The organism is Variovorax sp. WDL1, from assembly GCF_001541225.1.
Taxonomy (GTDB): domain Bacteria; phylum Pseudomonadota; class Gammaproteobacteria; order Burkholderiales; family Burkholderiaceae_C; genus Variovorax.
The window spans coordinates 63,467-88,843 of record NZ_LMTS01000124.1; the positions used below are offsets into that span (position 1 = coordinate 63,467).

Genomic DNA, 25,377 nt, shown 5'->3' on the forward strand with positions numbered 1-25,377 from the left:
GTTCCTCGATGTTCTTCGACAGTTCGGCGACGCGCGTGCTGCTTTCCTGGGCCTGGCGGCTCTGGGCCAACTGCTCCTCGGTTTGCCGACCGGCGCCGCCCTGGCTGACGCGCAGCTTGTCGGCGGCGGCGTTCGCGGCGTTGCGGTCTTCGACGTTGGCCTGCAACTGGCCTTTAGCCTGCCGGTCGGCCTCTGCGACCCGCGAGGCTGGGGCATTTTCGGCCAGGCGGCGGCGGTATTCACCGAAATCGCGGCTCTGCGCCGTGACAGTGCGCCTGGCCTCGTCGCCTGGAACAGCGGCCGCCTGGGCTGCGCTCGGCACATCGAGCACTGCGCCAGCCTTCATGCGATTGACGTTGCCGCCGATGAAGGCACTGGGGTTGGCCCGCAGCAGGGCCACCAGCATCTGGTCCAGCGATACATCGGCCGACTTGTAGGCGCCCGCGATCTTGCTCGCGGTATCACCTGGCCGGACCGTCACCTGTTGTTGGTCGCCCGAGCCGGTGCGAACGCTGCGCTCGCTTTCCGAGGGCGCAGCCGGAGCTGTCGAGGCGGCAGCGGCTGCGGGCGCGCGGCGCGGAGGCGCCTGCGTGACTGCCGGGGCGCTGCGCTGCGCGGGCGCCGCGCTGATTTGCGGGGGGGTGGGTGCGATCGGGGCGGCTGCGGTGGCGGTGCGGCTCCTCGGCGGATCCAGCAACACTGTGTAATCGCGCACGACACGGCCGGAATTCCAGTTTGCCTCGACCAACAGGTCGATGAAGGGCTCGCTGAGCATGCGGTTGCTGGTGAGACGAACCACGTAGCGTCCGTCAGCCCGGCGCTGCAGGCTGGTCCTCACATCGGCCAGCGCCGCGTTGTAGGGGACGCCGGCTGCGTTGAAGGCCTCGGCGGGGGCAATCCTCACCTTGAGCCCATCGGCTTCGGCCGGGGCGATCTCGGTGACCTCGATCTCGGCCCGCAGCGGCTCACCGAGAGCCGACTGCACATTGAGCCTTCCCAGCGCCAGGGCAGCGGCATCGACACTCACCAGCCCCAGCCCGAAAGCCACCGCCGTGCTGAGAAGGGAAAGCTGGCCGCGGGCAGGAAAGCGCGAGGTCGGGCGACTGGCCGGGAGTCGGGCCGCAGGCAACTGATGACGTGTCATGCTGGTAGGGGGCGAGCTTGGCCCGAAAGTGTAAGAGGACGTTAACATCATCACCCTGCACTGACAAGGCGACAGGCCTTGTCTACCCAGTGCGCGCCAACTTCGGAGCCATTTCTCCGTTGCGATGTCGCAACGTCGGGCGTCTGGAGACACCCGGCGCCTCCTCAGGCCTCGAGCAGGATGCGCAGCGTGCGCCGCAGCGGTTCTGCGGCTCCCCACAGCAACTGGTCCCCGATGGTGAAGGCGCCCAGGTATTCTGGGCCCATCGCAAGCTTGCGCAAGCGGCCGACGGGGATGTTCATCGTGCCGGTCACCGCCACTGGCGTCAGGTCCCGCATCGTGGCTTCGCGGGTGTTCGGCACCACCTTGGCCCAGGCGTTGTCGTTGGCGATCAGCGCCTCGATGTCTGCCAAGGGCACGTCCTTCTTGAGCTTGAAGGTCAGCGCCTGGCTGTGGCAGCGCATCGCGCCCACGCGCACGCAGAAGCCGTCAACCGGCGTGGCGTCAGTTCCGAAGGCGGCGCCCTGGCCGAGGATCTTGTTGGTTTCGGCGCCGGCTTTCCATTCTTCCTTGCTGGTGCCGTCGCCCAGGTCCTTGTCGATCCATGGGATCAGGCTGCCACCCAGCGGCACGCCGAAATTGGCGGTCTCGCTGGTGCTCAATGATTGTTGGCGAGCCAGCACCTTGCGGTCGATCTCGAGGATGGCCGACTTCGGGTCGTCCAGAAGCGCTCGCACCTCGCCGTGCAGGCTGCCGAACTGTGCGAGCAGCTCGCGCATGTGCTGGGCGCCGCCGCCCGAGGCGGCCTGGTAGGTCATGCTGGTCATCCACTCGACCAGGCCGGCCTTGTAGAGGGCGCCAACGCCCATCAGCATGCAGCTGACGGTGCAGTTGCCGCCAATCCAGTTCTTGCCGCCCTTGGCGAGCGCCTTCTGGATCACCGGCAGGTTGACAGGGTCGAGCACGATGATCGCGTCATCGTTCATGCGCAAGGTGGAGGCGGCATCGATCCAATGGCCGTTCCAGCCCGCGGCGCGCAGCTTGGGGAACACTGCGCTGGTGTAGTCGCCGCCCTGGGCGGTGATGACGATGTCGCACTTCTTGAGCGCCTCGATGTCGTGCGCGTCCTTCAGGGCGGTTTCGTTCTTCGCCATCGCCGGGGCCTTGCCGCCGGCGTTGGAAGTGGAAAAGAACAGCGGCTCGATCAGTTGGAAGTCGCCTTCAGCCTGCATGCGATCCATCAGGACCGAGCCGACCATGCCGCGCCAGCCGACGAGACCGACCAGGGGTTGGGTTGCGTTCGCCATTTTTCAGTTTGCCCTTGTGAAAAAGAAAGTCGTCTTCTTTGGCGCCCGGCTCGTCAGAGCCGGAAAGGGCATGACGAAACGGGCTGCGGTTAGCCGGTAATCGTCTTTTTGGTGATGGCTGCCACCACGGCGTCGCCCATCTCGCGCGTGCCGACCCGGGTCGTGCCCTCCGACCAGATGTCTGCCGTCCGCAGGCCCTGCGCCAGCACGTGCTTGACTGCCGACTCGATTCGGTCGGCAGCCTCGGCTTGATTGAGGGAGAAGCGGAGCATCATGGCAGCGGACAGGATTGTAGCCAAAGGATTGGCAACCCCTTTGCCCGCAATGTCGGGGGCGCTGCCGTGGCTGGGCTCGTAGAGGCCCTGGTTGCCGGCATTGAGCGAGGCCGAGGGCAGCATTCCGATCGAGCCGGTCAGCATGGCCGCCTCGTCGGAGAGGATGTCGCCGAACATGTTGCCCGTGACCACCACGTCGAACTTCTTGGGGGCCTTGACCAGTTGCATCGCGGCGTTGTCCACGTACATATGGTCGAGCTCGACGTCGGGGTATTCCTTGCCCACCTCGGTCACCACGTCTTTCCAGAGCTGGAAGGTCTCGAGCACGTTGGCCTTGTCCACGCTGGTCACCCGCTTGCTGCGCTTGCGCGCGGCCTGGAAGGCGACATGGGCGATGCGCTCGATTTCCGGTCGTGAGTAGCGCATCGTGTCGAAGGCCTCCTCGGCGCCGGGGAAATGGCCGTCTGGTGCCGTGCGGCGGCCGCGCGGCTGGCCGAAATAGATGTCTCCGGTGAGCTCGCGGATGATCAGGATGTCGAGGCCTGCAATCAGCTCGGGCTTCAGGCTGGAGGCGCCGACCAGCTGTTCGTAGCAGATCGCCGGGCGGAAGTTGGCGAAAAGGCCCAGGTTCTTGCGCAGGCCCAGGATGGCCTGTTCCGGCCGCAGCGAGCGCTCCAGCTTGTCGTATTTCCAGTCGCCGACCGCGCCGAAAAGCACCGCGTCGGCCTCCTTGGCCAGCTTGAGCGTGGATTCGGGCAGCGGATGCCCGTTGGCTTCGTAGGCCGCGCCGCCGACCAGGGCGGTTTCCATCTCGAAGGACAGGTCCAGCGTGTCGAGCACACGGATGGCTTCGGCAACGATTTCGGTGCCGATGCCGTCACCGGGAAGAACTGCGATTTTCATGAGGTCGTTCTGAAGAAGATGGAAAGGGTCAGGCGATCAGTTGGTGCGCCAGCCACGGCTTCCGCGCCAGGCGCTCTGCCTCGAAGGCCTGGATTTTGTCCTTGTGCCGCAAGGTCAGGCCGATGTCGTCCAGTCCGTTGATCAGGCAATACTTGCGGAAGGCCTGCACGTCGAAGGCGATCTCGCTGCCGTCGGGCTTGACCACCACCTGGCGCTCGAGGTCGATGGTCAGGCTGTAGCCCGGGAAGGCGAAGGTCTCGTCGAAGAGCTGGGCCACCTGTGATTCGGAGAGCACGATCGGCAGCAGCCCGTTCTTGAAGCTGTTGTTGAAGAAGATGTCCGCATAGCTCGGCGCGATGATGGCGCGGAAGCCGTATTGGTCGAGTGCCCAGGGCGCGTGCTCGCGCGAGGAGCCGCAGCCGAAGTTCTGGCGTGCCAGCAGGATGGAGGCACCCGCATAGCGTGGTTGGTTGAGCACGAAGTCGGGGTTGGGCTTGCGCGAGGTCGGATCCTGGCCCGGCTCGCCCGGATCGAGGTAGCGCCAGGCATCGAACAGGTTGGGTCCGAAGCCGGTCTTCCTGATCGACTTCAGGAACTGCTTGGGAATGATGGCGTCGGTGTCGACGTTCTCGCGATCCATCGGTGCCACCAGGCCTTTATGGACGGTGAATTTCTGCATGGTCTTGACTCCTCAGGCGAATTGGCGGACGTCGACGAAATGGCCGTGCACCGCGGCAGCGGCGGCCATGGCCGGGCTCACGAGATGGGTTCGGCCGCCGGCGCCCTGCCGGCCTTCGAAGTTGCGATTGCTGGTCGAGGCGCAGCGTTCGCCGGGCTCCAGCCGGTCGGCGTTCATCGCCAGGCACATCGAGCAGCCGGGCTCGCGCCATTCGAAGCCTGCGGCCTTGAAGATCTGGTCCAGGCCTTCACGCTCGGCCTGCTCCTTCACCAGGCCGGAGCCAGGCACTACCATCGCGAGCTTGACGTTCTTCGCGACCTTCTGCCCCAGCTTCTTGACCATGGCAGCGGCCTCGCGCATGTCCTCGATGCGGCTGTTGGTGCAGGAGCCGATGAAGACCTTGTCGATGAAGATGTCGTTCATCGCCTTGTTCGGCTCGAGGCCCATATAGCTCAGGGCGCGCTCGATGGCGCCGCGCTTGCTCGGATCCTTTTCCTTGTCGGGGTCCGGTACGCGTCCATCCACGGGCACCACCATCTCGGGCGAGGTGCCCCAGGTCACCTGGGGCTTGATCTGCGTCGCGTCGAGCTCGATCACGGTATCGAAATGCGCGCCGGGGTCGGACTGCAGCGTCTTCCAGAACTCGACCGCCTGGTTCCATTCGACGCCGGTCGGTGCCATCGGCCGGCCCTGGATGTAGGCGATGGTCTTCTCGTCCACCGCCACCAGCCCAGCGCGCGCGCCGGCCTCGATCGCCATGTTGCAGACCGTCATGCGGCCTTCCATGCTGAGATCGCGGATCGCCGAGCCGGCGAACTCGATGGTGTAGCCGGTTCCCCCTGCGGTGCCGATGCGGCCGATGATGGCCAGCACGATGTCCTTAGCCGTGCAACCTGGTGCGAGCTTGCCCTCGACCTTGACGAGCATGTTCTTGGCTTTCTTTGCCAGCAGCGTCTGCGTGGCCATCACGTGCTCGACCTCGCTGGTGCCGATGCCGTGCGCCAGCGCGCCGAACGCGCCGTGTGTCGACGTGTGCGAATCGCCGCACACCACCGTCATGCCCGGCAGGGTCGCGCCCGATTCGGGCCCGATCACGTGGACGATGCCCTGGCGCTTGCTGAGGAAGGGGAAGAAGGCAGCTGCGCCGAACTCCTTGATGTTGGTGTCCAGCGTGGTGATCTGTTCTTTGCTGATCGGATCCTCGATGCCGTCGTAGCCGCGCTCCCAATGGGTGGTGGGCGTGTTGTGGTCTGCGGTCGCGACCACCGAGCTGATGCGCCACAGCTTGCGGCCTGCCTCGCGCAGCCCCTCGAAGGCCTGGGGGCTGGTCACCTCGTGGACCAGGTGGCGGTCGATGTAGAGGATCGAGGTGCCGTCTTCCTCGGTGTGGACGACGTGTTCGTCCCAGAGCTTGTCGTAGAGCGTGCGTGCCATGGTGATGGTCTCTTTCGTGGGGAGGGAATTGTCTGCCGATCCGGCGTCAGGCCGCCAGCGGATCGGCCGCCGCGTCCGGCGCCTGCAGGTGCTTGACCAGGGTACGCGCCGCGACCGGCAGTGTGGAAAAGTCGCGTGCCACCAGCCGGATCTCGCGTGCGGCCCAGGCGTCCTTGAGCGCGATGCTGTGCAGCCCACGACCTATGCCGCCCTGCATCAGCTCGAAGGCGCGCTGCGGCATCACGCCGATGCCGAGGCCGTTCTCGATCATGCGGCACATGGCGTCCAGGCCGGTGACGTGGATGCGCAGCTTGATGGTGCGGCCGGCAGCCAGCGCCGCCTGGTGCATCGCGACGTAGATCGAGCTGTTGGTGTGCAGGCCCACATGGTCGAAGGCCAGCGAATCGGCGAATTCGATCGCACCGCCGCCCGCCAGCGGATGACCTGACGGTGCGATCAGCACCAGGGTGTCGTGGCGATAGAGCAGGCTCTGCAACTCGTTCGCACCCTCGGGCACGTGGCAGATGCCCAGATCGGCCGCGCCTTCGTGCACCGCGCGCACCACCTCGTTGCTGAGATGCTCCTCGAGGTCGATCTTGATGGCGTCGTGCTCGCGCGTGAAGGCCCCCAGGTCCTCGGGCAGGAATTGCACGATGGCCGAAATGTTGGCATGCACGCGTACATGACCGCGCACACCGTCGGCGTATTCGCTCAGTTCACCCTGCATCTTCTCCAGGCTATAGAGCACCGAGCGTGCATGGTGCAGCAGGCTCTCGCCGGCAGGCGTCAGGTCGACCCCGCGCGCGTGTCGGTACAGCAAGGGTGTGCCGAGGGTGGCCTCCAGGTCCGACAGCCGCTTGCTGATCGCCGAAGCGGCGATGAATTCGCGTTCCGCCGCGCGGCCGATGCTACCGAGTTCGCAGACGGCCACGAACAACTGCAGCGACGTGAGGTCGATGCGGCGTGCAAAGCTGCGTTCGGATGAGATCATGGCGAGGCGCTGACATCTCGCATGGAGATGGAGGCCTCTATTTTCCCCCGGTTTTCAGGGCTCGGTCATCGCGATGCGCGATGAGGCGGGTGCCCGCATGCGATGTGCAATCGCGGGCACCCAGGGGTTTATTGCCGCTTCTTCCCCGAGTCTTCCATCTTTTCCCCGGCCTTCTGCACATCCTGGCCAGCGCCCTTCCAGGTATTGCAGCCGGCCAGCGGCACAGCCAGGGTGAACGCAACGGCAAACAGTGCGGCAAGCTTCTTCATGGCATAACTCCTTGGTTAAAGTGCTACGCAGCGTGCGCCCCCCGCTCGACGCCGTGTGTCAGCCAAAACGCAGAAAAGCTGCCCGAGGGCAGCCTTCCAGTGTGAGCGCCGCGGGCGATCAGCGCTGCGTGATGGGCTTTACGTCGCGCTTGGGAGAGCCTTCGAAGAGCTGGCGCGGGCGGCCGATCTTGTACTCGGGGTCACCGATCATCTCGTTGAGCTGGGCAATCCAGCCCACCGTACGCGCCAGCGCGAAAATGGCCGTGAACAGCGGCACCGGGATGCCGATCGCGCGCTGCACGATGCCCGAGTAGAAGTCCACGTTGGGGTAGAGCTTGCGCGAGACGAAGTACTCGTCCTCGAGGGCGATCTTCTCGAGCGCCATGGCCAGCTTGAACAACGGGTCGTTCTCCAGGCCCAGTTCACCGAGCACCTCGCGGCAGGTCTCCTGCATCAGCTTGGCGCGCGGATCGTAGTTCTTGTACACGCGGTGCCCGAAGCCCATCAGCTTCACGTTCGAGCTCTTGTCCTTGACCTGCTTGATGAACTCGCCGATCTTGTCGACGCCGCCGGCCTTCTGGATGTCGTAGAGCATGTTGAGCGCCGCCTCGTTGGCACCGCCGTGGGCCGGGCCCCAGAGGCAGGCCACGCCGGCCGCGATCGCCGCGAACGGGTTGGTGCCCGACGATCCGCACAGGCGCACGGTGGAGGTCGATGCGTTCTGCTCGTGGTCGGCGTGCAGGATGAAGATGCGGTCGAGCGCGCGCTCGAGAACCGGGCTGACCTTGTACTCCTCGCATGGCGTCGCAAACATCATGTGCAGGAAGTTGCCCGCATAGCTGAGGTCGTTCTTCGGGTACATGTACGGCTGGCCGATGGTGTACTTGTACGCCATGGCCACGAGCGTCGGCATCTTCGCGATCAGGCGGATCGCTGCAATCTCGCGGTGCTTCGGATTGTTGATGTCCGTGCTGTCGTGATAGAACGCCGAGAGCGCGCCGACCAGGCCCGTCATGATGGCCATCGGATGCGCGTCGCGGCGGAAGCCGCGCAGGAAGAACTGCATCTGCTCGTTGACCATGGTGTGGTTGGTCACGAGCTTGGTGAAGGCGGCCTTCTCGCCTTCTTTCGGCAGCTCGCCGTACAGCAGCAGATGGCAGGTCTCGAGGAAGTCGCAGTTGGTCGCGAGCTGCTCGATCGGGTAGCCGCGGTAGAGCAGCTCACCCTTGTCGCCGTCGATGTACGTGATGGCCGATTCGCACGAGGCTGTCGACATGAAGCCAGGGTCGTACGTGAACATGCCGGTCTGGGCATAGAGCTTGCGAATGTCGATCACTTCAGGACCCATGGTGCCCTTGTAGATCGGCAGCTCGACGCTCTGTCCGCCGTTGCTGAACGACAGGGTGGCTTTGGTGTCGGATGCTTTCATTGCGAGTGTCTTTCAAAAAATGATCAAGATGAGAGGGGGTGCGCGCCCTCGGTACGCATCAGCTGCAACAGTTCGATCACTTCGGCGCCGGCCCATCCGGGCTCGGGCTCCTTTCTTCGAAGCAAGAGGTCGAGCAGATCGTTGTCCGACAGGTCCATCAATGTCTCCATGGCCTGCGCCTGCCCGCAGGTCAGACCTTGCTCATGCAGCTCGAAGAAGCGGGCGATGAACAGGTCGTTTTCGAGCAAGCCGCGCCGGCAACGCCACTTGAGCTTGCTCAGCGCGCGTTCGCTGATCGGCTGGTCGGAGTCGGCTACGGATTGCATGGGTTCGCAATGGCTAGATGGCGCGGCGCACCATCAGTTCCTTGATCTTGCCGATGGCCTTGGTGGGATTCAGGCTCTTCGGACACACGTCCACGCAGTTCATGATCGTGTGGCAGCGGAACAGGCGGTAGGGGTCTTCCAGGTTGTCCAGGCGCTCGGCGGTCGCTTCGTCGCGGCTGTCGGCAATGAAGCGGTAGGCTTGCAGCAGGCCGGCTGGCCCGACGAACTTGTCCGGGTTCCACCAGAAGCTGGGGCAACTGGTCGAGCAGCTCGCGCACAGGATGCACTCGTACAGGCCGTTGAGCTCGTCGCGCTCCTCGGGCGACTGCAGGCGCTCCTTCTCGGGCGGGACCGTGTCGTTCAGGAGGTAGGGCTTGATCGAGTTGTACTGCTTGAAGAACTGCGTCATGTCCACGATCAGGTCGCGGATCACCGGCAGGCCTGGCAGCGGCTTCAACACCACCGTGCCCTTGAGCGTATTCATGTTGGTCAGGCACGCCAGGCCGTTCTTGCCGTTGATGTTCATGGCGTCCGAGCCGCAGACGCCCTCGCGGCACGAGCGACGGAAGGACAGCGACGGATCCTGCGCCTTGATCTTCATGAGGGCATCGAGCAGCATGCGCTCGTGGCCATCGAGCTCGACCTCCACCGTCTGCATGTAGGGCTTGGCGTCCTTGTCCGGGTCGTAGCGGTAGATCTGGAATGTGCGCTTCATCGTGAAAACCTTGTGATGTGTTCTTAGAACGTGCGGACCTTGGGCGGCACGGAGTCGACCGTCAGCGGCTGCAGCTTGACGGGCTTGTACGACAGGCGGTTGCTATCGCTGTACCAGAGCGTGTGCTTCATCCAGTTCGCATCGTCGCGGCCCAGCGGCGCTACGGGATCGTCGGCCGGGCGCTCGTAGTCCTCCACCGTGTGGGCGCCGCGGCATTCCTTGCGCGCGGCGGCCGAGACCATCGTGGCTTGCGCCACCTCGATCAGGTTGTCGACTTCCAGCGCCTCGATGCGTGCCGTGTTGAAGATGCGCGACTTGTCCTTGAGCGTGACGTCGGCGACGCGCGCGCGCACGGCGGCGATCTTCTGGACGCCTTCGTCCATCGAGGCCTGGGTGCGGAACACCGCGGCGTGCTTCTGCATCACCGAGCGGATCTCGCCCGCCACGTCCTGCGCGTACTCGCCCGAAGTCGAGGACTCGAGCTGGTTCAGGCGCTCCAGCGTGCGGTCGGCGGCGTCGGCAGGCAGGGGCTTGTGCTCGCGGTTCTTGTCGTTGAACTCGACGATGTGGTTGCCGGCCGCGCGGCCGAACACCAGCAGGTCAAGCAGCGAGTTGGTGCCCAGGCGGTTGGCGCCGTGCACGCTCACGCAGGAGCATTCACCCACTGCATACAGGCCGTTGACCACGGCACTGTTGTCCTCGCCCTTCTGGACCACGACCTGGCCGTGGATGTTCGTGGGGATGCCGCCCATCTGGTAGTGGATGGTCGGCACCACCGGGATCGGCTCCTTGGTGATGTCGACGTTGGCGAAGTTGACGCCGATCTCGTACACCGAAGGCAGGCGCTTGTGGATGGTCTCCGCCCCCAGGTGGTCCATCTTGAGCAGCACGTAGTCCTTGTTCGGGCCGCAGCCGCGGCCTTCCTTGATCTCCTGGTCCATCGAGCGCGAGACGAAGTCGCGCGGCGCCAGGTCCTTCAGGGTCGGCGCGTAGCGTTCCATGAAGCGTTCGCCGTTGCTGTTGATGAGGATCGCGCCTTCGCCGCGGCAACCCTCGGTCAGCAGCACGCCGGCACCGGCCACGCCGGTCGGGTGGAACTGCCAGAACTCCATGTCCTGCAGCGGGATGCCCGAGCGCGCTGCCATGCCGAGGCCGTCGCCTGTGTTGATGAAGGCATTGGTCGAGGCGCCGAAGATGCGGCCTGCGCCGCCCGTCGCCAGCAGCACGGTCTTGGCCTGCAGGATGTGCAGGTCGCCGGTTTCCATCTCGAGCGCGGTCACGCCCACCACGTCGCCCTCGGCGTCGCGGATGAGGTCGAGCGCCATCCACTCGACGAAGAACTGGGTGCGAGCTTCCACGTTCTTCTGGTAGAGCGTGTGCAGCATTGCGTGCCCGGTACGGTCGGCCGCGGCACAGGCACGCTGCACCGGCTTCTCGCCGTAGTTGGCCGTGTGGCCGCCGAACGGGCGCTGGTAGATGGTGCCGTCCGGGTTGCGGTCGAAGGGCATGCCGAAGTGCTCGAGCTCGTAGACCACCTTCGGGGCCTCGCGGCACATGAATTCGATCGCGTCCTGGTCGCCGAGCCAGTCGGAGCCCTTGATCGTGTCGTAGAAGTGGTAGTGCCAGTTGTCCTCGCTCATGTTGCCGAGCGATGCGCCCACGCCGCCCTGGGCGGCCACGGTGTGCGAGCGAGTCGGGAAGACCTTCGAGAGCACGGCCACGTTGAGCCCTGCGCGTGCCAGCTGCAGCGAGGCGCGCATGCCGGAGCCGCCGGCGCCGACGATGACGACGTCGAACTTGCGCTTGGTGATTTGTTCTTTGGTATAGGAGGACATGGCGCTTAAATTCTCCAGAGCACTTGAATGGCCCAACCCGCGCACGCCACAAGCCAGACAATCGTGAAAACCTGCAAGACGAGACGGATGCCCACCGGCTGGACGTAGTCCATCCAGATGTCGCGCATACCGACCCACACGTGATAGAGCACCGAGGCGATCACCACGAAGGTGAGCACTTTCATCCATTGCGAGGCGAAGATGCCGGCCCATGCGTCGTAGCCGACCGGCCCGCGCGTGAAGAGCACCTGCGCCAGCAGGATGATGGTGAAGAGCGCCATCAGGGCGCCGGTGATGCGCTGGCTGAGCCAGTCGCGCAGACCGTAGTGCGCGCCGACGACGATGCGCTTGGAGCCGTAGTTCACAGACATGAGTCAGTTTCCTGGTCATTTGGGGTCAGAGCTGAAGATCCGACCTGCAAATCAATAAAGACCGAACAGCTTCGCGCCGAGCACGAGGGTCAGCAGGATGCTGATGGCCAACGTGGCGATGGCGGAGCTCTGGCCGAATTCCTTGCTCACCGCGGCATGGCTCACGTCCATCCAGAGATGGCGAAGGCCGGCGATGAAGTGGTGCAGGTAGGCCCAGATCAGGGCCAGCGCCACCAGCTTGAGAAACCAGCCCGGAACGAAACCAAGGCCGCTGTTGAAGGCGGCCTTGAAGCGGGCATAGGAGTATTCGGAGGATACGGACGTGTCGAACATCCAGATCACGAAGGGCAGCAGCAGGAACATCAGCGCGCCGCTCACACGGTGCAGGATCGACACGAGGCCGGCCGGTGGCAGCCGGTAGGTGGTGAGATCGGTGAAGGCGTTGATGTTGCGGAACTCGCGCCGCTGCGATCGGGGAGGTGTGGCCAGCTCTGTCATGTGGGCTTTCAGAATTTTTAGAGGGGGCGGCTTGTTCTTTGGCGGAAATGCAAACAACGCAAAATTCTATTGCAATGCACCATCGTGCAGCTGACGCGGACCTGTCACCGCAGCGCGGCGCTCGGATGTTGACGCGTCGCCGCCTTCGTGGACTGCAGCGCGAAGGCGCTCAGCCGAGTTCATTGCGGTAGTGGTGGGTGTCGGTGCGATAGAGGCCGCGGCGCAGCTCCATCGGCGTGTCGTGATACGTGTGGGCAACGCGCTCCACGCTCAGGAGCGGCGTGGCGGTGCTCACGCGGAGCAGCGCGGCCTGCGCCTCGTCGGGCAGCACGGCGCGGATCTTCTCCTCGGCGCGCACCATGCGTACGTCGAACTCGGTCTCGAACATCGCGTACATCGGGCCATGCCAGGCAGCCAGCCGCTCGGCCGTGAGGCCCTTGAAGGGAGCGCCGGGCAGCCAGAGATCTTCCAGGATGGTGGGTGTGCCACGATAGGCGAGCACGCGCCGTACCTGCAGCACCGCGTCGCCGGTGCGCAGCGCGAGCAGGCGGGCGACGTCGGCGCTGGCGCGCAGCCGCCTGCAGTCGACGATCTCGCGCTCGGCCGGGCCCTCGCTGTCGGCGTCGCCGCTGTCGGGCACCAGCTTCAGGAAGCGGTACTGCACATGCTGCTCGGCGTGGGTGGCGACGAAGGTGCCCTTGCCCTGGCGGCGCACCACGAGGTTCTCGGCCGCCAGTTCGTCGATTGCCTTGCGCACCGTGCCCTGGCTCACTCGAAAGCGCGCGGCCAGTTCGATCTCGCTCGGTATCGGCTCGCCCGGCTTCCATTCGCCGGCGTGCAGGCTCTGCAGGATCAAAGACTTGATCTGCTGGTAGAGCGGGCTGAACGAGGGCGTCGCCGACTCGGCGAGCGCGATAGTGGAGGTGGTCATTGGCAGGGCGGGGTGCGCCACGGCGGCGTGTTTCGGCCGACATCTTATATAAGACACAAGACTGGCGCCATCCAAAGCGCAAATCGGCATAAAATCCAAGCCGGCCTATGCGACCGGGCGCATCGCCCGGCCCCGACCTCCGCGGCCGCAACCGCGGCCGCGCACCGTATTCACCTTTCCTGGAGTTTTCCCATGAGCAAAAAGCCTGTTCGCGTTGCCGTCACCGGCGCCGCCGGCCAAATCGGTTACGCCCTGCTGTTCCGCATCGCCTCCGGCGAAATGCTCGGCAAGGACCAGCCGGTCATCCTGCAACTGCTCGAGATCCCGGACGAGAAGGCGCAGAAGGCGCTCAAGGGCGTGATCATGGAGCTCGAGGACTGTGCCTTCCCGCTGCTGGCAGGCGTGATCCCCACCGGCGATCCGCTGGTCGCCTTCAAGGACGCCGACTACGCGCTGCTCGTCGGCGCCCGCCCCCGCGGCCCCGGCATGGAGCGCGCCGACCTGCTGGCCGCCAACGCCCAGATCTTCACCGCCCAGGGCAAGGCCCTGGACCAGGTCGCCAGCCGCAACGTCAAGGTGCTGGTGGTCGGCAACCCGGCCAACACCAACGCCTACATCGCGATGAAGAGTGCGCCCAGCCTGCCGCGCAAGAACTTCACCGCCATGCTGCGCCTGGACCACAACCGCGCCGCCAGCCAGATCGCCGCCAAGACCGGGACGGCCGTGGGCGACATCGAGAAGCTCACCGTCTGGGGCAACCACTCTCCCACGATGTACGCCGACTACCGTTTCGCCACGGTCGGCGGCAAGAGCGTCAAGGACCTCATCAACGACCAGGTCTGGAACGCCGACACCTTCCTGCCCACCGTTGGCAAGCGCGGCGCCGCCATCATCGAGGCGCGCGGCCTTTCTTCGGCCGCCTCGGCCGCCAACGCCGCCATCGACCACATGCGCGACTGGGCCCTGGGGTCCAACGGCAAGTGGGTCACGATGGGCATCCCTTCCGATGGCCAGTACGGCATTCCGAAGGATGTGATCTTCGGTTTCCCGGTGACCACCGAGAACGGCGAGTACAAGCTGGTCGAAGGCCTGGAGATCGACAAGTTCAGCCAGGAACGCATCGACAAGACCCTGAAGGAGCTGCAGGACGAGCAGGCCGGCGTCGCCCACCTGCTCTGAGTTCTACCCGTCAGTCACCAGCATGCTCGACTGGAACCCTGCGCTCTACCGTCGTTACGAGGACGAGCGCACGCGCCCCGCACAGGAACTGCTGGCACGGGTTCCGCTGTCCTCGGCGACCCTCGCTGTCGACCTGGGTTGCGGGCCCGGCAATTCCACCGAGCTGCTGGTGCAGCGATTCCCCGGTGCCGAGATCGTCGGCACCGACAACTCCGAAGCCATGCTGAAGAGTGCGCGCGAGCGCCTGCCGGCCGCGCGTTTCGAGCTCAGCGACATCGCTAGCTGGCAGCCGGAGTCGCCGCCCGATCTCATCTACGCCAATGCCTCGCTGCAATGGGTGCCCGATCACGAGACGCTGATCCCGCGCCTGTTCGCCGCCCTGGCACCGGGCGGGGTGCTCGCCATCCAGATGCCCGACAACCGCGAAGAGCCCACGCACCGCTTGATGCGCGAAGTCGCGGCCCAGGCGCCGTGGGCCGAGCCCATCGGCGATGCCGACCGGCTGCGCACGCTGCTGCTGCCGCTGGCCGGCTACTACGACCTGCTGGCGGCCGATGCCGCGCAGGTCGACGTCTGGCGCACCGCCTACCAGCATCCCATGGCCTCGGCGGCCGCCATCGTCGAATGGGTGCGCGGTACAGGACTCAAACCCTTTGTCGACCGGCTGCCGGCCGATCTGCAGGCGGGCTATCTGGCGGCTTACGAGCAGCGCGTGGACGCCGCCTATCCCGCGCGCGCCGATGGCAAGCGGCTGCTGGCCTTTCCGCGCATGTTCATCGTTGCCCAACGAAAGCCATGACCCGCCCGGCCGTTCCAGAGGCTCATGGCACCGCAGCCGAAGGCGAAGGTGTCCAATGACCGAATCCGTCCATCCGCAGGAAGTGCTGCTCGGCGCGCAGGCCGGCGCCGTAGTGCTGCCGGTGTGCGACCACTACAGCGGCGTCGAGGCGCGCATGCGCAAGAGCCTCTCGCTGCAGGCCGAGATGGCGCAGGAGTTCGGCGCCTGCGTGTTCGATGTCACCCTCGATTGCGAGGATGGCGCCCCCGTCGGGGGCGAGGCAGAGCACGCGGCGCTGGTTACCGAGCTCGCCCTGGCCGCTGCCCCCGGCATGCGCGTGGGGGTGCGCGTGCATCCGGTCGACCACCCGGCCTTCGCGGGCGATGTGATCACCATTGCGGGGCGCGCCGGCCACCGCCTGAGCCATTTGATGGTGCCCAAGGTCGAGTCGGCAGAGGACGTGCGCGAGGCCGTGGTGGCCCTCAACGCCGCCGACGCAGAGGCCTTGCCGCTCCACGTGCTGATCGAGTCGCCTTTCGCCGTGCACCAGGCCTTCGAGATCGCCGCCCATCCCCGCGTGCAGTCCCTCAGCTTCGGCCTGATGGATTTCGTGTCGGCCCATGGCGGAGCGATTCCTGCCGAGGGCATGGGCGCGGCGGGCCAGTTCACCCATCCCCTGGTGGTGCGCGCCAAGCTCGAGATCGCCGCTGCCGCGCATGCGCACGGGAAGGTGCCTTCGCACTGCGTGGTCACCGAGTTCAACGATGTCGACGCGATGCGCGCCGCCGCCAGGAGAGCGTCCGGCGAATTCGGCTACACGCGCATGTGGAGTATCCATCCGAACCAGATCCGCCCCATCCTGGAGGCCTTCGCGCCCGACGAGCGGCAGATTCAAATGGCTACAAAAATCATAGCGTCCGCGGCTGCTGCCAATTGGGCGCCGGTCAGTTTTGATGGCACATTGCACGACCGCGCGAGCTACCGCCATTTCTGGCAGGTGCTTTCGCGGGCGCATGCGACCGGCCGTGCGCTGCCGCCGGAGGCGCAAGCATGGTTTGCGGCGGCGTCCTCCTGAAAACCACACCTCCTCAAAGGAACAGACAACCATGAACAAGATTGCCCTGATCGCCGCAGTCGCCCTCGCGCTGCCGCTCTCGTCGATGGCCCAGAGCGCTGAACCCGCGGCCAAGCCGCCGCTCAAGGAGCGGGCCGCGAACTCGGCCAAGAAGGCGACGCAGAAGGTCGTGCCCAAGCGCGTCATCAAGAAGCTCGAGGAAGCCAAACCCATCAGTGAAGAGTCCGACGTCGTTCTCTCGCCCGAAGACCTGGAGGTCTCCAAGCGCGTGCACACCGGCACCATCAAGTGCGAACTCGGCGCCAGCGTGGCGATCGAGAGCAGCCAGAAGAAGCCCGGCTTCTTCGTCCTGACGCACGGCAGCGCCAAGTACTTCATGCACCCGGTCAACAGCCGCACCGGCGCAATCCGTCTCGAGGATCCGAAGGCCGAGGCGATGTGGCTCCAGCTCGGCAACAAGTCGATGCTGATGAGCCAGAAGCAGGGCCTGCGACTGGCCGACGAATGCCAGGCCAACGAGCAATCGGTGGTCGCGGAAGACATGAAGAAGAACCCGCCCAAGAGCCTGTTCGACGGCGCTGACGCGCCCAAGAAGTAAGCCGGGGCAAACCAAGGCGCCGGCGGCCCGCCTTTTGCTTCGGCCGCCACACCGGTTCCCGATCTCGGAGAAGAGAAGAAATGTTGCAAGCCTACGTTGACCATGTCGCCGAGCGCGCCGCGCTCGGCATCCCGCCGCTGCCCCTGTCGGCCAAGCAGACCAGCGAAGTCATCGAACTGATGAAGACCGCCACCGCCAAGGACGGCGAGTTCCTGCTGAACCTGCTTACGCACCGCGTGCCGGCTGGCGTGGACGACGCGGCCAAGGTCAAGGCGAGCTACCTGGCAGCAGTGGCCCACGGCAGCGAGAAGAGCCTGCTGCTCTCTCGCACCCGTGCCACCGAGCTGCTGGGCACCATGCTCGGCGGCTACAACATCAGCCCGCTGATCGATCTGCTCGACGATGCCGAGGTGGGCGGGGTCGCGGCCGAGGGGCTGAAGAAGACCCTGCTGATGTTCGACCAGTTCCACGACGTCAAGGAAAAGGCCGACAAGGGCAACGCCAATGCCAAGGCCGTGTTGCAGAGCTGGGCCGATGCCGAGTGGTTCACCAGCCGGCCCGAAGTGCCGCAGAGCCTCACCATCACCGTTTTCAAGGTGAGCGGCGAGACCAACACGGACGACCTCTCGCCCGCGCCCGACGCAACCACGCGGCCCGACATTCCGATGCACGCGCTGGCGATGCTCAAGAACGCCCGCCCCGGCATCACGCCGGAGGAAGACGGCAAGCGCGGCCCGGTCAAGTTCATCGAGTCGCTCAAGGAGAAGGGGCACCTGGTCGCCTACGTGGGCGACGTCGTCGGAACCGGCTCCTCGCGCAAGAGCGCCACCAATTCGGTGCTCTGGTTCACCGGCCAGGACATTCCGTTCATTCCCAACAAGCGCTTCGGCGGCGTTTGCCTGGGGAACAAGATCGCGCCGATCTTCTACAACACGATGGAAGACGCCGGTGCGCTGCCCATCGAGCTCGACGTGAGCCAGATGGAGATGGGCGACGTGGTCGAGCTGCGCCCCTACGAGGGCAAGGCGCTGAAGGACGGCAAGGTCATCGCCGAGTTCAAGGTCAAGAGCGAGGTGCTGTTCGACGAGGTCCGTGCCGGCGGCCGCATTCCGCTGATCATCGGCCGCGGCCTCACCGCGAAGGCGCGTGAGGCGCTGGGGCTGCCGGCTTCGACGCTGTTCCGCCTGCCGGTCAGCCCCGTCGACACCAAGAAGGGCTTCTCGCTGGCCCAGAAGATGGTGGGCCGCGCCTGCGGCCTGCCGGAGGGTCTGGGGGTTCGCCCCGGCACCTACTGCGAGCCGAAGATGACCTCGGTCGGCAGCCAGGACACCACCGGCCCGATGACGCGCGACGAGCTCAAGGACCTCGCCTGCCTGGGCTTCAGCGCCGACCTGGTGATGCAGTCCTTCTGCCACACGGCGGCCTACCCGAAGAAGGTCGACGTGAAGATGCACCACGAGCTGCCCGACTTCATCTCCACGCGCGGCGGCGTCTCGCTGCGTCCGGGCGACGGCGTGATCCACAGCTGGCTCAACCGCCTGCTGACGCCCGACACCGTCGGCACCGGCGGCGACAGCCACACGCGCTTCCCGATCGGCATCAGCTTCCCGGCCGGTTCGGGCCTGGTGGCCTTCGCGGCCGCAACCGGCGTGATGCCGCTGGACATGCCCGAATCCGTGCTGGTGCGCTTCAAGGGCAAGATGCAGCCCGGCGTGACCCTGCGCGACCTGGTCAACGCGATCCCGCTCTATGCCATCAAGCAGGGTCTGCTGACTGTCGAAAAGAAGGGCAAGAAGAACGTCTTCTCGGGCCGCATCCTCGAGATCGAGGGCCTGCCGGACCTCAAGGTGGAACAGGCCTTCGAACTGAGCGACGCCTCGGCCGAGCGCTCGGCGGCCGGCTGCACGGTGCACCTGAACAAGGAACCCATCATCGAGTACATCAACAGCAACATCACGCTGATGCGCTGGATGATCGCGCAGGGCTATGCCGACGCCCGTACGCTGGCGCGCCGCATCGCCGCGCAGGAAGCCTGGTTGAAGGACCCGCAGCTCCTCAAGGGCGACGACGACGCCGAGTACGCCGCCGTGATCGAGATCGACTTGGCCGATATCCACGAGCCGATCGTGGCCTGCCCCAACGATCCGGACGACGTGAAGACGCTGTCGGACGTGGCAGGCGCCCAGATCGACGAGGTGTTCATCGGCTCCTGCATGACCAACATCGGGCACTTCCGCGCCGCCTCCAAGCTGCTGGAAGGCAAGCGCGACATCCCGGTCAAGCTGTGGATCGCGCCGCCGACCAAGATGGACGCCCAGCAGCTGACAGAGGAAGGCCACTACGGCGTGTTCGGCAATGCGGGCGCGCGCACCGAGATGCCGGGCTGCTCGCTGTGCATGGGCAACCAGGCCCAGGTGCGCGAGGGCGCGACGGTGATGTCGACCAGCACGCGCAACTTCCCCAATCGTCTGGGCAAGAACACCAACGTGTACCTGGGCAGCGCCGAGCTGGCTGCCATCTGCTCCCGCCTGGGTCGCATCCCGACCAAGGAGGAATACATGGCCAGCACCGGCGTGCTCGACGCGTCGAGCGGCCAGATCTACCAGTACCTCAACTTCGACAAGATCGAGGAGTACAAGGAAGTCGCGGACAAGGTCGCAGCCTAACCCGCAGGCATCTTCAGACCAGGCCCGCCACTGCCAGGCGGGCCTTTTTTTTCGCTTCCTTCCGCGCCGGTCGTCAGCCGCCTCGGAGCTTCTCGTGCTCCGCCATTTGCTTCGGCGGATTTCCGGTCACGGCCGAAGCGGCCATCTTCATGAGCTGGACCATCTTGCTGTCCTTCACGTCCCAGTATTCGGCTTCGACGATGGTGACCGCCAGCAGGCCCAGGTTGGGATCGGTCGGTCCTTGCGGGAACCATGCCTTGGCCATGGTGTTGAAAAGCGCTTCCTTCCTGGCCTGGTCCTCGACGAGGGCTGCCTGCCCGGCGACCGAGACGTAGCTGTCCTTGTCCGTGTTGGCGTACGACACGTTGACCAGCGGATCGCTCGCGACGTGGCGGGCGATCTCGCCGTCCCGGGGAATGAAGAAGTAGAGCGTCCCTCCTTCCTGCAGGTTCTTGCTTTGGGTGGTGAGAGGGTGGCTGTGCAGCTGGCCATCGCCGTGGCGATGGGTCAGCATGCCGTAGCGCGTGTCCTTGATCAAATCCCAGAGCTTGGCGTGCTGGTCGGTGGTGGGCATGGGCATCTCTCCGATGAGGTGAAAGACCCTGACGCTAGGCCCCTGCGGTGGGCAGACCGCGACGCGAAAGGCCGCGTTCGCTTGTCGTCCACCGCCGACCGTCGTCAGCCGGCAGCCTGCTGCGCCATCGCGGCAAGCGCGGAGGCGGTCGAGGCGTCCGCCGGAAAGAACGACTCCACTGCCAGTTCTTGCAGCGTGACGTCCACCGGCGTGCCGAAGATGGTCGTCGTGCTGATGAAGCTCAGCACCCCCTGGGGTGTCACATACTGGAAGGGCACCGCCACGCCGGCGAGGTCGCTGTTGTTGGCCGGCGTGTCGTGGCTGACCCGCGGCGCGGGGTAGCCGGCGAGCTCGTCATGCAGCGCCACCAATGTCGCATCGCCGGTGGCCGCGATCTGTTGCTGCAGCCGCTCCAGCAAGTGGGCGCGCCATTGGGCGAGGTTGGCGATGCGCGGCGCCACCCCATCCGGATGCAGGCTGAGCCGCAAGACGTTGACGGGAGGAGCCAGCAGCTCGGGCGCCGCGCCTTGCATCAGCAGGGGCACGAGCGCGTTGTGCGCCACCAGGTTCCAGTGCCGGTCGACTGCCAGGGCGGGGAAGGGCTCGTGCCCCTTGAGCACCAGGTCCACGGCTTGCCGGGCGGGCGCCAGGGCCGGGTCGTCCAGCGAGCGCTGCCGGTACATCGGCGCATAGCCGGCCGCCACCAGCAGCGTGTTGCGCTCGCGAAGCGGCACCTCGAGCCGCTCGGCGAGGCGCAGCACCATCTCGCGGCTGGGCTCCGCCCGGCCGGTCTCGACATAGCTCAAGTGCCGGGTGGACACCTGGGCCTCGTGTGCCAGGTCGAGCTGGCTGAGGCGGCGGTACTGGCGCCAGTGGCGCAGGTGGGCGCCGAAGGAATCGGCGGCGGTGGGCGGCGCGGAATACAGGCTCATGGCCGCCATCGTAGTGAAGCGGCGCGCGGCGACCATGACCTCACAGGTCATCGAGCGTGCGAACCTCACCTTGTCATCGAACCCTGCTATCTTTGAGGTGCTTCCACGAATCCCCAAGGAGTTCCTCATGGCCAGAGAACCGGCGCACGCTTTCGCCCCCATGCTCAAGACCTTCAAGACCGCATCGGGCAAAGCCGGCAAGTACTGGTCGCTCAAGGAACTCGCCAGGCAATATCCGAACGTCGACAAGCTGCCGGTCTCGATCCGCATCGTGCTCGAGTCGGTACTGCGCAATTGCGACGGCAAGAAGGTTGCGCCCGAGCATGTCGAGCAGCTCGCCAACTGGGCGCCCAACGCAGACCGCACCGACGAGATCCCCTTCGTCGTGACGCGGGTGGTGCTCCAGGACTTCACCGGCGTGCCGCTGCTGGCCGACCTGGCGGCAATGCGCAGCGTGGCCCAGTCGCTCGGCAAGTCGCCCAAGACCATCGAACCGCTGGTGCCGGTGGACCTGGTCGTCGATCACTCGGTGATGGTGGACCACTACGGCACGCCCAAGGCGCTCGACCTCAACATGAAACTGGAATTCCAGCGCAACAACGAGCGCTACCAGTTCATGAAATGGGGCATGCAGGCCTTCGATACCTTCGGCGTGGTGCCGCCGGGCTTCGGCATCGTGCACCAGGTCAACCTCGAGTACTTCGCGCGCGGCGTCTACAAGAGCCCGCAGGATACGAGCGACACGCCGGTCTACTACCCAGATTCACTGGTGGGCACGGACAGCCACACGACCATGATCAACGGTATCGGCGTCGTGGGCTGGGGCGTGGGCGGCATCGAGGCCGAGGCTGCGATGCTGGGCCAGCCCGTCTACATGCTCACACCCGACGTGGTGGGCTTCGAGCTCGGCGGCAAGCTGCGCGAGGGTGTGACGGCCACCGACCTGGTGCTCTACGTCACCAACATCCTTCGCAGCGAGAAGGTGGTGGGCAAGTTCGTCGAGTTCTTCGGGCCTGGTGCCGCTTCCATCCCCGTCCCCGATCGCGCGACCATCGGCAACATGGCGCCCGAGTACGGTGCAACCATGGGCTTCTTCCCCGTTGACGAGAGGACCGTCGAGTATTTCCGGGGCACGGGACGCACCGACAAGGAAATCGAGCGCTTCGAGGCCTACTACAAGGCCCAGGGCCTGTTCGGCATGCCCGCGCCCGGCGAGCTCAACTACACCAAGGTCGTGAAGCTCGACCTCGGCACCGTCACGCCCAGCCTGGCCGGCCCCAAGCGCCCGCAGGACCGCATCGACCTCGGCCACCTGGCGACCAAGTTCTCCGAGCTCTACAGCAAGCCGAACGAGGCCAACGGCTTCAATCAGCCTGCCGAAAAGCTCAAGGTGCGCTACCCGCTGTCGCAGCACGGCGAGACGGCCGAGGAGCCGCCAGCCGAGCCTCGGCCCGGTGCGCCGGCGCCGATGGTCGAGATGGTGGCCAACAAGCCGACCGCCGAGTCCGCGCATGTCGGCGTCACGACGGCGCATGCGCCGAACAATGCGGTGACCATCGGGAACGGCGACGTGCTGATCGCTGCCATCACCTCCTGCACCAACACCTCCAATCCGAGCGTGCTGCTGGCGGCAGGCTTGCTGGCCAAGAAGGCGGTGGAGGCAGGCCTCAAGGTCAAGCCGCACGTGAAGACCTCGCTGGCGCCGGGTTCGCGCATCGTGACCGAGTACCTCGAGAAGGCCGGCCTCCTGCCCTATCTGGAGAAGCTGGGCTTCTACCTGGCCGGCTACGGGTGCACCACGTGCATCGGCAATGCAGGCGACCTGGCGCCCGAGATCAACGAAGTGATCACGAAGAACAACCTGGTCGCTGCCGCCGTGCTCTCGGGCAACCGCAACTTCGAGGCCCGCATCCATCCCAACCTCAAGGCCAACTTCCTGGCCTCGCCGCCGCTGGTGGTGGCCTACGCGATCGCCGGCAACGTCATGGTCGACCTGATGACCCAGCCGGTGGGCAAGGGCAAGAAGGGCAGGGACGTGTACCTGGGCGACATCTGGCCCAGTTCCAAGGAGATCGACGAGAACCTGCACTATGCGATGAACGCCAAGGCCTTTCGCAAGAACTACGAGCAGATCCAGGAGAACCCCGGCAAGCTGTGGAGCAGCATCAAGGGCACTGCAGGCCAGGTCTATGACTGGCCGACGTCGACCTACATCGCCAAGCCGCCATTCTTCGACGGCTTCAAGATGCAGCCGCACGCGTCGGACGCGGGCTTCAGCGGCGCGCGCATCATGGCGCTGTTCGGCGATTCGATCACCACCGACCACATCTCGCCCGCTGGCGCGATCAAGGAAAGTTCGCCGGCGGGCATCTGGCTCAAGGCCCACGGCGTCTCGAAGGCCGACTTCAACAGCTATGGCTCACGCCGCGGCAACCACGAGGTGATGATGCGCGGCACCTTTGCCAACGTGCGCATCAAGAACCTCATGATCCCGCCCGGCCCGGATGGCTCGCGCGAGGAAGGTGGCGTGACGCTGTACCAGCCCGGCGGCGAGAAGATGTTCATCTACGACGCGGCAATGAAGTACATCGAGCAGGGCGTGCCCACCGTGATCTTCGGCGGCGAGGAATATGGCACCGGCTCCTCGCGCGACTGGGCGGCCAAGGGCACGCAACTGCTGGGCATCAAGGCAGTGGTGGCGCGCAGCTTCGAGCGCATCCACCGCGCCAACCTGGTCGGCATGGGCGTGCTGCCGCTGCAGTTCCGCGGTGCCGATTCGTGGGAGAGCCTGGGCCTCACCGGCGAGGAGAAGATCGACGTGGTGATCGGCGGCGAGCTCAAGCCGCAGATGGACGTGAAGATCGTGGTCCACCGCGCCGACGGCACGCACCAGGAGGTAACGGTGCGCCTGCGCATCGACACGCCGATCGAGGTCGACTATTACAAGCACGGGGGCATTCTCCCGTTCGTGCTGAGGCAACTGCTGGCCGCCTGAGCGCCAGAGGGCCTGCTTGCGCGACGGCACGCGAGCGCGTGCCGTTTTTTCTTCAGTCGCTCCCGAGCCGCCGCGACAGCCCGTCCAGCACGGGCCGGATGCCGTCGCCCACGCGGATCTGCGGGTTGGAGAAGCCGTCTTCCTTGCCTGCCTCGATCTCACGCTGCTTGATCACCGGCACCGCCTCGGCAAAGGCCGTCTCGAAGGAGCGCGTCTTTCGCAGGGCCTCGTCGAACAGTGCGCGGCCGAAGAAGGTGAGCTCGGAGCGGTGGCCGCAGCCGTAGGAGGTGTGCTCGGCGTCGGCGGCGGTCATGATGAGGCTGTGCTCGGTGGCCAGGGGCTCGATCCAGCCGCCCGAGTAGCAGGCCGAGATCGCGATCACGCGATGCCGGATGCCGGCCGCGTCCAGCGCCTCGCGCAACTGCTGCGGCGTCAGCCAGGGCACCGTGAGCGGCCAGTGGGACGAGGCCAGCTTGAAGTCGCTGGCGCCGTGGGAGGTCATGTAGATCACCAGCACGTCCTGCTCGCGGTCCATGCGGGCAGCCATCGCCTCCACGGCGCGCCGGAGGTTCAGCGGCGTCGCCCAGGGCAGCTCCTCCGCGGTCGTGGCGTGGTTGACCAGGCGCAGCACATGGCCGCGCGCATCGAAGCGCTCCTCCAGCAGGGTGGACACCATCGCGCTCTCGCGCAGGAACACGTCCTCGGAGGCGTAGGGCGCGAACACCAGGCCGAATACCTGGACCTTGCCGTCGCGCCGGGGCCCGATGCCGTCGATCGCGCGCTGCCACACGGCCTGCTGCGCCTCGAAAGTCTCCTGCGTCAGGCGCAGTCGCGGCCGCTCGGGCGCCTTGGCGGAGGCGCTGGCGTCTTCCTGCCACACGCGCTCCTGGTCCTGCAGGGCCTGCCAGATGCCGAGCGCGCTGATCGCGAGCAGGCCCGGCACGAAGATCGCGAGCCGCGTCGGGCTCGGGACGCAGCGGGCCATCAGAAACACCGCCGCCACCAGGCCGATGCCGATCAGGGCGCCGTACACCGCCCAGAAGCCGGACGCCGTGGTCAGCGCGCTCGGCAACCAGCCTCTCGAATAGGCCAGCGACATGGCGCCCATCAGCAGGCTCCAGGGCACTGCGGCCCAGGTGCCCAGCGCGAACCAGCGCGCGAGGGCGCCTCGCGCGGGCGTGGTGTTCAGCGTCCACCAGCCGAGCCACAGCGAGAGCGCCGTCGCCCAGAAGGATTGGAGCGCCGGCAGCGGGTGGAAGCTGGCCGGCCCCTCGATCTGCAGGCGCGCGATGCCGAGGGTCAGAAGGCTGGGGACCAGCACGAGGATCAGCAGTTGCCAGGGCGTGGGGGAAGCGTCGATGCGGGGCCGCAGCAGGAACGCGGCGCGCAGGCCCTCGAAGATCCACCGCCGGAACGGGGCGCGGGCGGCCCGCTGGGAGGGATGGGAGGGATGGGAGGGATGGGAGGGATGGG

At 66.0% G+C, this 25,377-nt stretch carries 23 protein-coding genes; 6 read left to right on the forward strand and 17 right to left on the reverse strand.

The window, feature by feature from the left end; genetic code table 11:
• The 14 genes from APY03_RS43925 to APY03_RS17020 form a co-directional block, all read right to left on the reverse strand.
• The coding region (locus APY03_RS43925; RefSeq protein WP_332307389.1) for a type IV pilus assembly protein FimV at positions 1-1,144 on the reverse strand (1,144 nt) is incomplete at its 3' end.
• 164 nt (positions 1,145-1,308) lie between these two features.
• Positions 1,309-2,451, reverse strand: coding sequence for an aspartate-semialdehyde dehydrogenase (asd, locus tag APY03_RS16960; RefSeq protein ID WP_068678347.1), 1,143 nt, complete (start codon positions 2,449-2,451; stop codon positions 1,309-1,311).
• A gap of 89 nt (positions 2,452-2,540) precedes the next feature.
• The gene (leuB, locus tag APY03_RS16965) at positions 2,541-3,629 is read right to left on the reverse strand and encodes a 3-isopropylmalate dehydrogenase (protein WP_068678348.1); all 1,089 of its coding nucleotides are present in this window, start codon (positions 3,627-3,629) and stop codon (positions 2,541-2,543) included.
• Positions 3,630-3,657: 28 nt separating this feature from the next.
• Positions 3,658-4,308, reverse strand: coding sequence for a 3-isopropylmalate dehydratase small subunit (leuD, locus tag APY03_RS16970; RefSeq protein ID WP_068678349.1), 651 nt, complete (start codon positions 4,306-4,308; stop codon positions 3,658-3,660).
• A gap of 12 nt (positions 4,309-4,320) precedes the next feature.
• A complete protein-coding gene (gene leuC, locus APY03_RS16975; protein ID WP_068678350.1) occupies positions 4,321-5,742 on the reverse strand; it encodes a 3-isopropylmalate dehydratase large subunit in 1,422 nt (473 codons plus the stop codon).
• 46 nt (positions 5,743-5,788) lie between these two features.
• Positions 5,789-6,733 carry a LysR substrate-binding domain-containing protein gene (locus tag APY03_RS16980; protein ID WP_068678351.1) on the reverse strand — a complete coding sequence of 315 codons (945 nt, stop codon included), beginning with the start codon at positions 6,731-6,733 and terminating at the stop codon, positions 5,789-5,791.
• A gap of 128 nt (positions 6,734-6,861) precedes the next feature.
• Positions 6,862-7,002: an entericidin A/B family lipoprotein gene (locus APY03_RS16985; RefSeq protein ID WP_068678352.1), complete on the reverse strand. Its 141-nt coding sequence runs from the start codon at positions 7,000-7,002 to the stop codon at positions 6,862-6,864.
• 118 nt (positions 7,003-7,120) lie between these two features.
• Entirely contained in the window at positions 7,121-8,431 is a 1,311-nt protein-coding gene (gene gltA, locus APY03_RS16990) for a citrate synthase (protein WP_068678353.1), read from the reverse strand.
• A gap of 23 nt (positions 8,432-8,454) precedes the next feature.
• The gene (locus APY03_RS16995; protein WP_068678354.1) at positions 8,455-8,757 is read right to left on the reverse strand and encodes an FAD assembly factor SdhE; all 303 of its coding nucleotides are present in this window, start codon (positions 8,755-8,757) and stop codon (positions 8,455-8,457) included.
• A 13-nt stretch (positions 8,758-8,770) separates the two neighbouring features.
• Positions 8,771-9,472 carry a succinate dehydrogenase iron-sulfur subunit gene (locus APY03_RS17000; protein WP_068678355.1) on the reverse strand — a complete coding sequence of 234 codons (702 nt, stop codon included), beginning with the start codon at positions 9,470-9,472 and terminating at the stop codon, positions 8,771-8,773.
• Between the two features lie 23 nt (positions 9,473-9,495).
• Positions 9,496-11,307 (reverse strand): succinate dehydrogenase flavoprotein subunit, encoded by a 1,812-nt coding sequence (sdhA, locus tag APY03_RS17005; RefSeq protein WP_068678356.1) that lies wholly within the window; start codon positions 11,305-11,307, stop codon positions 9,496-9,498.
• A 5-nt stretch (positions 11,308-11,312) separates the two neighbouring features.
• Positions 11,313-11,678, reverse strand: coding sequence for a succinate dehydrogenase, hydrophobic membrane anchor protein (sdhD, locus tag APY03_RS17010; RefSeq protein WP_068678357.1), 366 nt, complete (start codon positions 11,676-11,678; stop codon positions 11,313-11,315).
• A gap of 51 nt (positions 11,679-11,729) precedes the next feature.
• On the reverse strand, positions 11,730-12,176 hold the full coding sequence (gene sdhC / locus APY03_RS17015) for a succinate dehydrogenase, cytochrome b556 subunit (RefSeq protein WP_068678358.1): 447 nt from the start codon (positions 12,174-12,176) through the stop codon (positions 11,730-11,732).
• Between the two features lie 169 nt (positions 12,177-12,345).
• Positions 12,346-13,107: a GntR family transcriptional regulator gene (locus tag APY03_RS17020; protein ID WP_068678359.1), complete on the reverse strand. Its 762-nt coding sequence runs from the start codon at positions 13,105-13,107 to the stop codon at positions 12,346-12,348.
• A gap of 192 nt (positions 13,108-13,299) precedes the next feature.
• Here APY03_RS17020 and APY03_RS17025 point away from each other — a divergent pair, with 192 nt between their 5' ends.
• From APY03_RS17025 to acnB, 5 genes are all read left to right on the forward strand, one after another.
• Positions 13,300-14,286 carry a malate dehydrogenase gene (locus APY03_RS17025; protein ID WP_068678360.1) on the forward strand — a complete coding sequence of 329 codons (987 nt, stop codon included), beginning with the start codon at positions 13,300-13,302 and terminating at the stop codon, positions 14,284-14,286.
• A 22-nt stretch (positions 14,287-14,308) separates the two neighbouring features.
• Positions 14,309-15,085, forward strand: a complete 777-nt coding sequence (tam, locus tag APY03_RS17030; protein ID WP_068678361.1) for a trans-aconitate 2-methyltransferase — start codon at positions 14,309-14,311, stop codon at positions 15,083-15,085.
• A 55-nt stretch (positions 15,086-15,140) separates the two neighbouring features.
• Entirely contained in the window at positions 15,141-16,139 is a 999-nt protein-coding gene (locus APY03_RS17035) for an HpcH/HpaI aldolase/citrate lyase family protein (protein WP_068678362.1), read from the forward strand.
• 31 nt (positions 16,140-16,170) lie between these two features.
• Positions 16,171-16,737 carry a hypothetical protein gene (locus tag APY03_RS17040; protein WP_068678363.1) on the forward strand — a complete coding sequence of 189 codons (567 nt, stop codon included), beginning with the start codon at positions 16,171-16,173 and terminating at the stop codon, positions 16,735-16,737.
• Between the two features lie 80 nt (positions 16,738-16,817).
• The gene (acnB, locus tag APY03_RS17045) at positions 16,818-19,403 is read left to right on the forward strand and encodes a bifunctional aconitate hydratase 2/2-methylisocitrate dehydratase (protein WP_068678364.1); all 2,586 of its coding nucleotides are present in this window, start codon (positions 16,818-16,820) and stop codon (positions 19,401-19,403) included.
• 73 nt (positions 19,404-19,476) lie between these two features.
• Here acnB and APY03_RS17050 read toward each other — a convergent pair whose 3' ends face one another.
• Together APY03_RS17050 and APY03_RS17055 are read right to left on the reverse strand one after the other, a co-directional pair.
• Positions 19,477-19,977 carry a pyridoxamine 5'-phosphate oxidase family protein gene (locus APY03_RS17050; RefSeq protein WP_232081130.1) on the reverse strand — a complete coding sequence of 167 codons (501 nt, stop codon included), beginning with the start codon at positions 19,975-19,977 and terminating at the stop codon, positions 19,477-19,479.
• 104 nt (positions 19,978-20,081) lie between these two features.
• Positions 20,082-20,909: a helix-turn-helix domain-containing protein gene (locus APY03_RS17055; protein WP_068678366.1), complete on the reverse strand. Its 828-nt coding sequence runs from the start codon at positions 20,907-20,909 to the stop codon at positions 20,082-20,084.
• A 127-nt stretch (positions 20,910-21,036) separates the two neighbouring features.
• Between APY03_RS17055 and APY03_RS17060 the strand changes: the two genes are divergently transcribed.
• A complete protein-coding gene (locus APY03_RS17060) occupies positions 21,037-23,904 on the forward strand; it encodes an aconitate hydratase (RefSeq protein ID WP_068678374.1) in 2,868 nt (955 codons plus the stop codon).
• Between the two features lie 52 nt (positions 23,905-23,956).
• Here the strand turns inward: APY03_RS17060 and APY03_RS17065 are convergent.
• On the reverse strand, positions 23,957-25,377 hold a 1,421-nt coding region (locus APY03_RS17065; RefSeq protein ID WP_068678367.1), incomplete at its 5' end, for a C13 family peptidase.

Excerpts from the sequence above, each read along its gene's own strand:
- asd (WP_068678347.1), bottom strand. The coding sequence starts at position 2,451 with ATGGCGAACGCAACCCAACCCCTGGTCGGTCTCGTCGGCTGGCGCGGC.
- leuB (WP_068678348.1), bottom strand. The coding sequence starts at position 3,629 with ATGAAAATCGCAGTTCTTCCCGGTGACGGCATCGGCACCGAAATCGTT.
- leuD (WP_068678349.1), bottom strand. The coding sequence starts at position 4,308 with ATGCAGAAATTCACCGTCCATAAAGGCCTGGTGGCACCGATGGATCGC.
- leuC (WP_068678350.1), bottom strand. The coding sequence starts at position 5,742 with ATGGCACGCACGCTCTACGACAAGCTCTGGGACGAACACGTCGTCCAC.
- APY03_RS16980 (WP_068678351.1), bottom strand. The coding sequence starts at position 6,733 with ATGATCTCATCCGAACGCAGCTTTGCACGCCGCATCGACCTCACGTCG.
- APY03_RS16985 (WP_068678352.1), bottom strand. The coding sequence starts at position 7,002 with ATGAAGAAGCTTGCCGCACTGTTTGCCGTTGCGTTCACCCTGGCTGTG.
- gltA (WP_068678353.1), bottom strand. The coding sequence starts at position 8,431 with ATGAAAGCATCCGACACCAAAGCCACCCTGTCGTTCAGCAACGGCGGA.
- APY03_RS16995 (WP_068678354.1), bottom strand. The coding sequence starts at position 8,757 with ATGCAATCCGTAGCCGACTCCGACCAGCCGATCAGCGAACGCGCGCTG.
- APY03_RS17000 (WP_068678355.1), bottom strand. The coding sequence starts at position 9,472 with ATGAAGCGCACATTCCAGATCTACCGCTACGACCCGGACAAGGACGCC.
- sdhA (WP_068678356.1), bottom strand. The coding sequence starts at position 11,307 with ATGTCCTCCTATACCAAAGAACAAATCACCAAGCGCAAGTTCGACGTC.
- sdhD (WP_068678357.1), bottom strand. The coding sequence starts at position 11,678 with ATGTCTGTGAACTACGGCTCCAAGCGCATCGTCGTCGGCGCGCACTAC.
- sdhC (WP_068678358.1), bottom strand. The coding sequence starts at position 12,176 with ATGACAGAGCTGGCCACACCTCCCCGATCGCAGCGGCGCGAGTTCCGC.
- APY03_RS17020 (WP_068678359.1), bottom strand. The coding sequence starts at position 13,107 with ATGACCACCTCCACTATCGCGCTCGCCGAGTCGGCGACGCCCTCGTTC.
- APY03_RS17025 (WP_068678360.1), top strand. The coding sequence starts at position 13,300 with ATGAGCAAAAAGCCTGTTCGCGTTGCCGTCACCGGCGCCGCCGGCCAA.
- tam (WP_068678361.1), top strand. The coding sequence starts at position 14,309 with ATGCTCGACTGGAACCCTGCGCTCTACCGTCGTTACGAGGACGAGCGC.
- APY03_RS17035 (WP_068678362.1), top strand. The coding sequence starts at position 15,141 with ATGACCGAATCCGTCCATCCGCAGGAAGTGCTGCTCGGCGCGCAGGCC.
- APY03_RS17040 (WP_068678363.1), top strand. The coding sequence starts at position 16,171 with ATGAACAAGATTGCCCTGATCGCCGCAGTCGCCCTCGCGCTGCCGCTC.
- acnB (WP_068678364.1), top strand. The coding sequence starts at position 16,818 with ATGTTGCAAGCCTACGTTGACCATGTCGCCGAGCGCGCCGCGCTCGGC.
- APY03_RS17050 (WP_232081130.1), bottom strand. The coding sequence starts at position 19,977 with ATGCCCACCACCGACCAGCACGCCAAGCTCTGGGATTTGATCAAGGAC.
- APY03_RS17055 (WP_068678366.1), bottom strand. The coding sequence starts at position 20,909 with ATGAGCCTGTATTCCGCGCCGCCCACCGCCGCCGATTCCTTCGGCGCC.
- APY03_RS17060 (WP_068678374.1), top strand. The coding sequence starts at position 21,037 with ATGGCCAGAGAACCGGCGCACGCTTTCGCCCCCATGCTCAAGACCTTC.